This window comes from Ilyobacter sp. (assembly GCF_041583315.1).
Classification (GTDB): Bacteria; Fusobacteriota; Fusobacteriia; order Fusobacteriales; family Fusobacteriaceae; genus Ilyobacter.
In genome coordinates, this window is sequence record NZ_JBFHGC010000032.1 from 1 (window position 1) to 9,659 (window position 9,659).

Below are 9,659 nucleotides of genomic sequence, written 5' to 3' on the forward strand. Positions count from 1 at the left end.
GTAAAAAAATACTTGAATAGACTATCAGATTTGATATATATAATGGCAAGGTATGAGGAAAAGTCTGAGGGGAAACTCCGACTCAAAAAGTGGGATTAAAAAAGGAAGGTTAAAACCTTCCTTTTTTATTACATGGAACTCAAAAGATTATCTTTGAGATTTCTGAATTCAAATAAAATTTCTTTTAAGAGATCTTTGTCTTCTATTGAAAATCTGAAATACTGATTCAGAGTAGTGACAAGTTTGTTCAGCCTTGATTTTGAAACGCCATCCTTGAAAATAAGTACAAGTTTTTCTTTTATTTTCTCTTTAGAAGAGAGTACTTCCTGGAAAGCAGCAATATTGTCTAAATGTTCTTTTATTGTAGCTTCCTTTAGTTCTTTCTCTTTGAGATTCTCCTCAAAGGCCTCTATACTGCAAGTTTTCAAGTCCTCTACAGGAATCTCAGCATTGCTTTCAGATTCCTCATAAACTCCAACAGGTACATTCGATTTTAGAAACTCTATAGCCCCATCTGCGGAATTCCAGTATTCACCAAAATTTTCCCAGTAGTAAAGAAACTTATTCTGAAGGGAGTTGAAAGGAATATACTTATTAGATTCCTCTTTGAAAAAACTGCTCTCTTTTTCAAGCTGTGCATAAACTTTCATATTCTTACTGTTCATGTTAGAAATTAGAGTTTTGGCCTCGTCCAGTTTTCCGATCATATAGAGAGCTAAAATCTCATTGAAAACCATAGACGGGTTTCTGTCTTTGTCATAGTTTTTTGAAACCTCTATAACAGAATGATAGTCATCCATCTCGAAAAGAGTGTCAATAAGAATCTCGCTTACATCCTGCTCGTCGCTTGGATTCAACTTCAAAAGCAGATGAAAAATCTCTTTTGCCTTCTGAGGATTCCCTGCATTTAGTCCTCTCACTCCGACATTATATACAAAAGTCAGAAAATCTCTGTTTGAGCCGTATTTCCAGCAGATCATGCCTTCAGGCTTCAAATCTTCCAAGATTAAATTGACATCTTTTTCTCCCTGATTAAAGAGTTTTAAAACCTTGGGATAGTTCCCTTGGGTGAGGGCTATATCAATGAGAGAGTTGTATGATTCAAAGTGACATTTTAGAGTTTTCACAAGGCTGTTTAGGATACTTTCAGACTTTAGTACATCTTCTTTTTCAAGGGCATCCATTGCCAGATTGTACTTTTCAATATATGTGTTAGCATTATCTGGAAACAATATGATAAATTCATTCTCTGCAGCCCTTTCCAGATTAGGGGTGATTATCAAGTTCTTTTTCTTTATTTTTCTTACCAAAAAAATCCGCTCCTTCTATAAAAAATTACTCCGTATTCTAACATGAAGAGAGATATAATTCAAGGATGCTTACTCTTGCAAGGGTCTTTGAAATAATGTATAATAAACGAAGGATAAAAAATAAAATTCATATGTGAAATAAGAACTACAGCTAATTATCTAAAATATTGAGATAGTTGGCTGTAAAATATTTTTAAGTACATTTTCACAGAATTAATTGAGAGTTTATAAAAAATCCTCCTGTGGTAATTTTATCAGAGGCGATCCCAAGTGTTGGTTTTATTTTATCAAGTTTCACGTAGAAAATAAAAATTTAAGAAGAGGTGTATGCGATGATTGGTTTTACACTTAAAAAAATGCCTCCGTCGAGAATATTGCTGCTGTTTTTTGTTATTGCAATATTTATAGGCAGCTTTCTGCTGCTGCTCCCTGTTTCAGTAACCCCGGGAAATGAGATAGATTATCTTACCTCCATCTTCACCGTTACTTCAGCAGTGTGTGTGACAGGCCTCACAGTTGTAGATGTCAGTAAAGTTTTTTCTCCCTTTGGTCAGGGAGTAATACTTTTTTTTATCCAGCTAGGCGGACTTGGGATAATGACTTTTTCATCTATTTTGTTTATGATGATAGGTAAAAGGATAACTTATCACGAAATGAAAATACTGAAAGAAGACCTAAATGCAGAAAATACCGGTGAAATAATTCACCTCGTTACAAGACTGGTGAGGATTGTTTTTACCATCGAGATTATCGGTACGGTATTTCTGACATTTGAATTTTTGAAGGAGATGCCCTTTAAGAGAGCCCTTCTTTTTGGTATTTTTCACTCTATATCGGCATTTTGTAACGCCGGATTTTCCCTCTTTACAACAGGTCTTGAAGGATATTCCGGAAGCATCGTTATCAACCTTACAATCGCACTGCTCATAATACTTGGGGGGATAGGATTTGCAGTAATAAGCTCCTTTATAAACTACTATAGAACAAAGAAAAAAAGATTTAATCTGAGTTCTAAAGTGGTTATTCTCATATCTACAATACTTACCCTTACAGGGATGGTACTGTTTTTTGCACTGGAATACACAAACCCTCTGACAATAGGAAATATGAATATATTTAATAAGGTCATGGCTTCTTTTTTTCAAAGTGTAACAACCAGAACGGCTGGTTTTAATACGGTGCCAATGGGAAATCTTACTCCGGGATCAATATTTTTATTTTGCATCCTCATGTTTATAGGGGCCTCTCCCGGATCTACAGGAGGAGGGATAAAAACTACCACCTTTGGAGTAATAATGGTCTATGTAGTGGGGATCGTCAGAGGACAGGAAGATATCGAGATGGCCAACAGAAGAATCTCCTGGGAGATACTGAACAGAGCACTTGCTATACTGGTAATCTCAGTGGCATATGTCAGTACTATAATACTCATTATGCTCATGACAGATCATCTGGGGTTCAGCGAGACCATATTTGAAGTTATATCAGCTTTCGCAACTGTGGGCTTGTCTATGGGAGTTACCGCTGATATGAATGAATTTTCAAGAACACTCATAATAGTAACAATGTTAATAGGAAGAGTAGGTCCTCTTACTTTCGCTCTGGCCCTCGGGGAACAGTCTAAGAAGAAAGAGAGAAAATATCCTAAGGAAAATATTCTTATAGGATAAATTTCAATTTTAAATTTATAAATTTTAAATAAAACATATTATCGGGGAAAGGTGAAATTATGGCAAAACAGTATCTTGTTATTGGGTTGGGAAGATTTGGAACAAGTGTGGCAAAAACATTATATGAGGCAGGAGAAGATGTCCTGGCAGTGGATATAGATGAGGATCTTGTACAGGAGGCGGTAAACAACAATATAGTTGATAATGCTGTGACCCTGGATGTGGCTGATGAAAGGGCCATGAAGGAGATAGGAGCCGGGAACTTTGATGTGGCCTTTGTCTGCATCGGTTCGAACCTCCAGTCAAGTATAATAATAACTCTGATACTTCAGGAAATGGGAGTAAAAAGCATAATAGCCAAAGCCGTAAGCAAGAGTCACGGAAAGGTGCTGGGTAAAATAGGAGCTACTAAGGTAATATATCCAGAAGAATACATGGGGAAAAGGGTGGCCTTGCTGGCTATGGAGCCAAACATGATAGAGCATCTGAGGTTTTCTCAGGATTTTCTTCTTGTGGAAATAAAGGCTCCGAGTATATTCTGGGATAAAACCCTGATGGAGCTTGGAATAAGAAATAAATATAATGTAAACATTGTAGGTATCAAGAAAAGCAACGGGTTATTAGATCCCACACCGAGGGCGGACAGTATTATTGAAAAAGATGATATACTTTTGGTAATAACTGATGCAAAAACCGCCAAGCAGCTTGAAGACCTAAAATAGTACAGGAGGAAATAATGTATAACTTTGATGTAATAGTAGTAGGGGCAGGACATGCCGGATGTGATGCAGCTCTTGCAGCAGCAAGAATGGGTATGAAGACGGCTATATTTACAATTACCCTGGATAATATAGGGGTAATGTCGTGCAATCCGTCCATAGGTGGCCCTGCAAAATCTCACCTGGTGAGAGAGATAGACGCCCTCGGTGGTGAGATGGGGAGAAACATAGATAAGACTTTTATACAGATGAGGGTACTGAACACCAAGAAAGGTCCTGCTGTAAGATCTCTCAGAGCTCAGGCAGACAAGCAGCTCTACCATATGGAAATGAAAAAAACAATAGAAAATACCGACAATCTGGAATCTATCCAGGGGATGGTAACTGAGGTACTGGCAGAAGACGGGAAAATAGTGGGAGTAAAAACAAAGGTCGGTGTAGAATACAGGGCAAAGGCTGTAATTATAGCTTCAGGAACCTTCATGAGAGGACTCATACATGTGGGGGATAAACAGTTCAGAGGTGGAAGAATGGGGGAACTCCCTTCAGACGAACTTCCAGAATCTCTTGAGAAGATAGGACTTAAACTGGGAAGGTTTAAAACCGGTACCCCTCCTAGAATTGATGCAAGAACCATAGATTATTCAAAAATAGAGGAGCAGCCCGGGGATAAGGAACTTCTTAAATTTTCAGACAGGACACCGGATTCTGAAGTAGAAGGAAGAAAACAGATACCCTGTCATATAGTCTTCACCAATGAAAAGGTACATGAGACTATCTTAAAAAGCAAGGCTAGATCTCCCCTTTTTAACGGGACGATACAGGGTACTGGTCCGAGATACTGTCCTTCCATAGAGGATAAGGTATTCAGGTACCAGGACAAAACGAGACACCATCTTTTCCTTGAAAAAGAGGGATACGGAACAAACGAAGTCTATATCAGCGGATTCTCCAGTTCCCTTCCCACAGATGTTCAGTATGAGATGCTGAGAAATATAGTGGGACTGGAAAATGCAAAAATAATGAGATATGCCTATGCAATAGAGTATGACTATGTACTACCAGAGGAGCTTAAGTTTTCATTAGAGACTAAAAAAATAGAGGGTCTTTATCTTGCAGGTCAGATAAACGGTACCTCGGGTTATGAAGAAGCAGCTTCGCAGGGGCTGATAGCGGGAATAAATGCTTCCAGAAAAATCCAGGGAAAGGACCCTGTGGTTTTAGACAGGGCAGATTCATATATAGGAACTCTGATCGACGACCTTGTAACCAAGGGGACAAATGAACCCTACAGGATGTTTACTGCAAGAAGTGAGTACAGGCTTATGCTTAGAGAGGACAATGCAGACCTCAGACTTTCTAAGACAGGTTATGAAATAGGACTTTTGCAGGAAAAAGATTTTGAGAGAGTATTGAAAAAAGAGAAAGAAACCTCAGAAATAATAGAAAAACTAGAGTTACAGAATGTAGGCTCATCCAATGAAAGAGTAAACGAAGTTCTTGAAAAGGCCGGAGAACCTGCTCTGAAATCAGGGACTACTCTGAAGGAACTTCTGAGAAGACCGAGAGTAACTTTCCAGGATATAAAATACACTGCAGAACTTATTGAAAATTTTGACCTGAACGGATATTCTAAAGATGCCGAATATCAGGCAGAAGTACAGGTTAAATATGCAGGTTATATAGAGAGATCTCTTAAAATGATAGAAAAACATAAGGCCATCGAGAGCAAGAAGATACCAGATGACTTTGATTATGAAACTGTATCTGGTCTTCCAAGAGAAGCCAAGGAAAAACTAAAGGGAGTAAGACCTATGAATATAGGACAGGCTTCGAGAATATCCGGTGTGTCTCCTGCAGATATACAGGTACTTCTGATAAATCTAAAAATGAGAGGAAAATAAGATGAGAGAATATCTTTTGAAGGGTATAGAGGCTTTGGGTCTGAAATTTGAAGAGGCTATAGTGAATAATCTCGTGGCTTACGCAGACCTGCTTTTAGAAACCAATAAACATACAAACCTCACAGCTATAAGAGATGAAGACTCTCTTATAGAGAAGCATTTTATAGATTCCATGCTTCTCCAGAAGCTGATAGACAAAAATACAGAAACAGCCATAGATATAGGGACAGGAGCCGGATTTCCAGGGATGGTTCTGGCCATATGCAATCCCAAGATCAAGTTTACACTCATGGATTCAGTGGGTAAAAAAACTGATTTTCTGGAAATGGTAAAAAATGAGCTTATGCTGGAAAATGTGGAAGTAGTAAATGACAGGGCAGAAGAGTATATAAAAAATGAAAAAAGAGAGACATATGACCTGGGGCTGTGCAGAGGAGTTTCAAAACTAAATGTCATCCTGGAATATATGATACCTTTTTTAAAGGTAGATGCACTGTTTCTGGCACAAAAGATGGAAGGAACAGGAGAGGAAAATGAATCTGGAAATGCTCTGGAGATACTGAATTCTCAAATAGAGGAGATATATAATTTTCAGCTTCCTTTTAGCAACGATCCCAGAACTATAATAAAGATAAGAAAAAAGAAAGCTACCAGCGGCAAGTATCCGAGAAGAACAGGGATACCTTTAAAAAGACCCCTTTAAAAATTACGGAGGAGCCCATGAAGGACTTACTTAGAAAATATCATAAAGTTTTCGCTGCCTTTGTAGTAGTGATATTAATAATGATATCTTATAGTCTGTACACAACAGTGAGGTACAGTCTTCCTCAGACAGTGAGATCCATCCTCATGAAGGCAGTGGGGCCGGATATAGAGATGAAATCTATTCAATTCAAAGAATTTGGCCGTATAGAGGCTAAAGGGGTCACTCTGAAAGACGGGGAAGAGCTCATCCTTTCTGCACCTAAAGTGGAAGTGAGATACACCTTTAAAAAAATAATAAGAGGACGTATCGACAGCATCGAAGTGGAAAACCCGAAAGTCTGGATAACCCGTAATGCAAACAACGACATAAACATAGTGGAGGCCTTTTCAAAAGATTCTTCAGATGACAGCCCTTCTACCTCTAAGGCAGGAACAGGAGTTCCCATAGATATTATAACAGTAAGGGGCGGAGAGCTTTTATACAGGGACACGGCCTATGATAGACCCATAGAAAAAAAGGTGAATAATGTCAAAGGTTATGTTTTCTTCCATAAAACAAAAGGAATAAACCTTGATTTTGACGGGAATATAGGGGAAGAAAAATACAGGTTTTTATTTGATAATAATGACAAGAGATATTCTCTGGGGATAAAGCTGGGAGATGTAGAGATAACTGATGATCTGATGCAGTATGCATACGACTCTGATGATCTGACATACCTTTCAGGGACGGTAAACCTAGACCTGACCCTAGAACCTGATTCTTTTACAGGAAGCGGGGATTTCCGCAAGGCCAGTGTGACTTATGAGGGCCTTCAGGGAACTCCTGAAAATATAAGTGGAAATGTATCTTTTAACGGGGATAAGATATATGTGAATTCAGAATACGACTTTGACGGAGAAAAAGGACAGTTTCTCTTAAGTCTTGTAAGGGGAGAGGGACTCGACCTTGATTTTTACTTTAAAGAGGTGGATTATGCTTTCCTTGAAAAATATGATCTCCTGAGAGAGCAGAAGCTACCACTTGAAGGAACTGAGTTTGATCTTGTCCATGTAAATCTTAATTTCAATAAAGATTATGACCTGGCAGTCAAGGTTGATTTTAAATCCCCGGAATACGTTTTTAAAAATTTAAAAGGCGAAAATATTCAAGGAAGATTCCGATATGAAAAGGAAAAGTTTTATTTTGATGATGTGAATTTACTTGGGTATTTTGAAAATACTGCTTTTCCAGTAAAAGGGACTATGGACCTAAACTGCGTCTTCGATAAAAAAGGCGGGAAACTACAGTATAAAATTTTAGATATAGAGAGTAAAACAAATCTGGAAAAAGCCACGGGAAATGTTTATTTTGATTTTAATAATAAAAAAATTAATTTCGATATGAATTCCAATCTGATCTCTTTTAAGGGAGATGTGGACACCGGTAAAAAACTGCTATCCATAAGACAGAATTCAGAAGATGTCCTTGAAGTAACTGTAGAAGGCAGGGACTATGAAAATAAAAGTAATCTGGAAATAATATATGACTATGGAGAAAAAACTTTTCTTCTGGGAAAGGGTAAAATCAATATAAAAACAGGTGAGCACGAAGTTAAGGCAGATATTTTTGCAATAAAAGATAACTTTAAGGTGAGTTCTCTGGTTTACACAAAAGGAGACAGTGAGATCACAGGAGAGGGTCAGATAAATGTAAAAACAATGGAGTACAGCCTGAACTTTGCCACCATAAATACGGATATCAGCTCTTATTTTGAGGTGCCGAACCTTTATCTGAAAGGGGATTACAAAGGAAGTATAGAGGGTAAAAACCTTGAATTTCAAGGGGATATAAATGTCAAAAAATTAAATGGAAAATATTTTGTAGAATTTAATAACCTTGAAGGGGATATATACGTCAAATATGACGGAAAGCTTAAAGGATACTTCAAAGGGTATCTAGACAAGCTGTCTTACTTGGATACCTCCTTTTATGATTTTCAGTTTGATGGCAACCTAGAGGATAATTTTTTAACCATAAGGGAGTTTGGGAACAACATTTTGACAATTAACGGTACCTATAATATAATTGAATCAAATGTTGATTTTCAATATAAGATATCAGAACTTTCCAATAAAAAGTTGAACTTTCTTCACGTAGATTTTAATGCAGATAAAATCCAAGGGAATGTGAAAGGTCCTCTGAGTAACATAACTGCTGAAGCTCTTTTAGAAGGCGTTACAGTGAACTTGGAGAGGGGCAAAAATCTAAAACTTTCAGGCAGGGTAGATTTTAATGACAAGACTGTAAAATTTAAAAATTTAAAGATTAATGAAAACTTACTAAATGGAAGTTATAGAGTTGACGACAAAAGTTACACTATGAAACTAAATTTATTTGAAGAAAATCTTCCCGGGTACTATGGAGATATAAATCTCAAATATCGTGTCATGGGTGAGGTTTATCTTTGGGGCTATGGAGACAACATCCGTAGTTTTGGAAAGATTTCTGCAGACAGGGTGTATCTCCGTGGAAAGAGATTTCCAGATGTATATATGGAAGGAAGCTTTTTAGGGAAAACAGGCGAAGAACTTGGTAAAACAGGGCACATTGACCTGAGCAGAGTAGTGCTTTTAAATGATGCAGGGGAAGATATTTTAGAAGCCAAGGCAGATCTGGACTTGAAAAACAGATATCTTGACCTTCAGAGCACTAAAAATCAGTTGGATCTGTCTAAAACGACCTATCTTTTTCCTTATACAAAGGAAGAGGGGGAGATGGACCTGGATTTTAGAGTCTGGGGACCTTTGGATAAATTGATGTATAAGGTTAATCTGGCCGGGGATACTATAAATATTTCAGACATAAAGTTAGATAATATAGTCGTAGACATGACAGGGGATCTGGAAAAATTCAATCTTAATAAATTTAGTTTGGATTATTTGGGGAATAATCTTAGTGCCGAAGGAAACCTGAAATTTAAGCCTTTTAATTATGATTTTGATATAATCTCTTCTGAAATAGATCTAAAACTCCTGAACTTGTTTCTTTTCTCCTCCGGGGTAGAGAAAATAGAGGGAAGGTCAAAAATAGATATCCATTTAAACAATGAAAAGAATAAAGGTCGTTTTTATGTGGAAAATTTGAAAGGTGAGATACCAAAATATGGTATACTTCTTCAAGATGTTAATTCAGACATAAGGTTAGAAAACGATCGTATATTTATAGAGAAGTTTAAGGGGAATGTAAACAACGGAGAACTTTCTCTCGAAGGTTACCTAAAAATTCCTGATATTGAAGAGGTTAAAGATGATTTTGATCCTATGACCTCATTGGATTACTCTCTGTCCTTGAAGATGAACAAGGTGAGA

Annotated in this window: 6 protein-coding genes; 5 read left to right on the forward strand and 1 reads right to left on the reverse strand. The window is 37.3% G+C overall.

Features of this window, described 5'->3' with window-relative positions:
- Positions 1-128: 128 nt before the first annotated feature.
- Positions 129-1,310, reverse strand: a complete 1,182-nt coding sequence (locus tag ABZA26_RS02230) for a tetratricopeptide repeat protein (RefSeq protein WP_372712894.1) — start codon at positions 1,308-1,310, stop codon at positions 129-131.
- Between the two features lie 332 nt (positions 1,311-1,642).
- On the opposite strand from ABZA26_RS02230, the gene ABZA26_RS02235 reads away from it, so the two are divergent.
- From ABZA26_RS02235 to ABZA26_RS02255, 5 genes are all read left to right on the forward strand, one after another.
- Positions 1,643-2,980 (forward strand): TrkH family potassium uptake protein, encoded by a 1,338-nt coding sequence (locus ABZA26_RS02235; RefSeq protein WP_372712895.1) that lies wholly within the window; start codon positions 1,643-1,645, stop codon positions 2,978-2,980.
- Between the two features lie 59 nt (positions 2,981-3,039).
- The gene (locus ABZA26_RS02240) at positions 3,040-3,702 is read left to right on the forward strand and encodes a TrkA family potassium uptake protein (protein ID WP_372712896.1); all 663 of its coding nucleotides are present in this window, start codon (positions 3,040-3,042) and stop codon (positions 3,700-3,702) included.
- 14 nt (positions 3,703-3,716) lie between these two features.
- The gene (mnmG, locus tag ABZA26_RS02245) at positions 3,717-5,603 is read left to right on the forward strand and encodes a tRNA uridine-5-carboxymethylaminomethyl(34) synthesis enzyme MnmG (RefSeq protein ID WP_372712897.1); all 1,887 of its coding nucleotides are present in this window, start codon (positions 3,717-3,719) and stop codon (positions 5,601-5,603) included.
- A 1-nt stretch (position 5,604) separates the two neighbouring features.
- A complete protein-coding gene (rsmG, locus tag ABZA26_RS02250; RefSeq protein WP_372712898.1) occupies positions 5,605-6,306 on the forward strand; it encodes a 16S rRNA (guanine(527)-N(7))-methyltransferase RsmG in 702 nt (233 codons plus the stop codon).
- 17 nt (positions 6,307-6,323) lie between these two features.
- Positions 6,324-9,659 (forward strand): hypothetical protein (locus tag ABZA26_RS02255; protein ID WP_372712899.1); only part of this gene is annotated, 3,336 nt, incomplete at its 3' end.

Coding starts and splice junctions, on each gene's coding strand:
- mnmG (WP_372712897.1), top strand. CDS start 3,717: ATGTATAACTTTGATGTAATAGTAGTAGGGGCAGGACATGCCGGATGT.
- rsmG (WP_372712898.1), top strand. CDS start 5,605: ATGAGAGAATATCTTTTGAAGGGTATAGAGGCTTTGGGTCTGAAATTT.
- ABZA26_RS02235 (WP_372712895.1), top strand. CDS start 1,643: ATGATTGGTTTTACACTTAAAAAAATGCCTCCGTCGAGAATATTGCTG.
- ABZA26_RS02240 (WP_372712896.1), top strand. CDS start 3,040: ATGGCAAAACAGTATCTTGTTATTGGGTTGGGAAGATTTGGAACAAGT.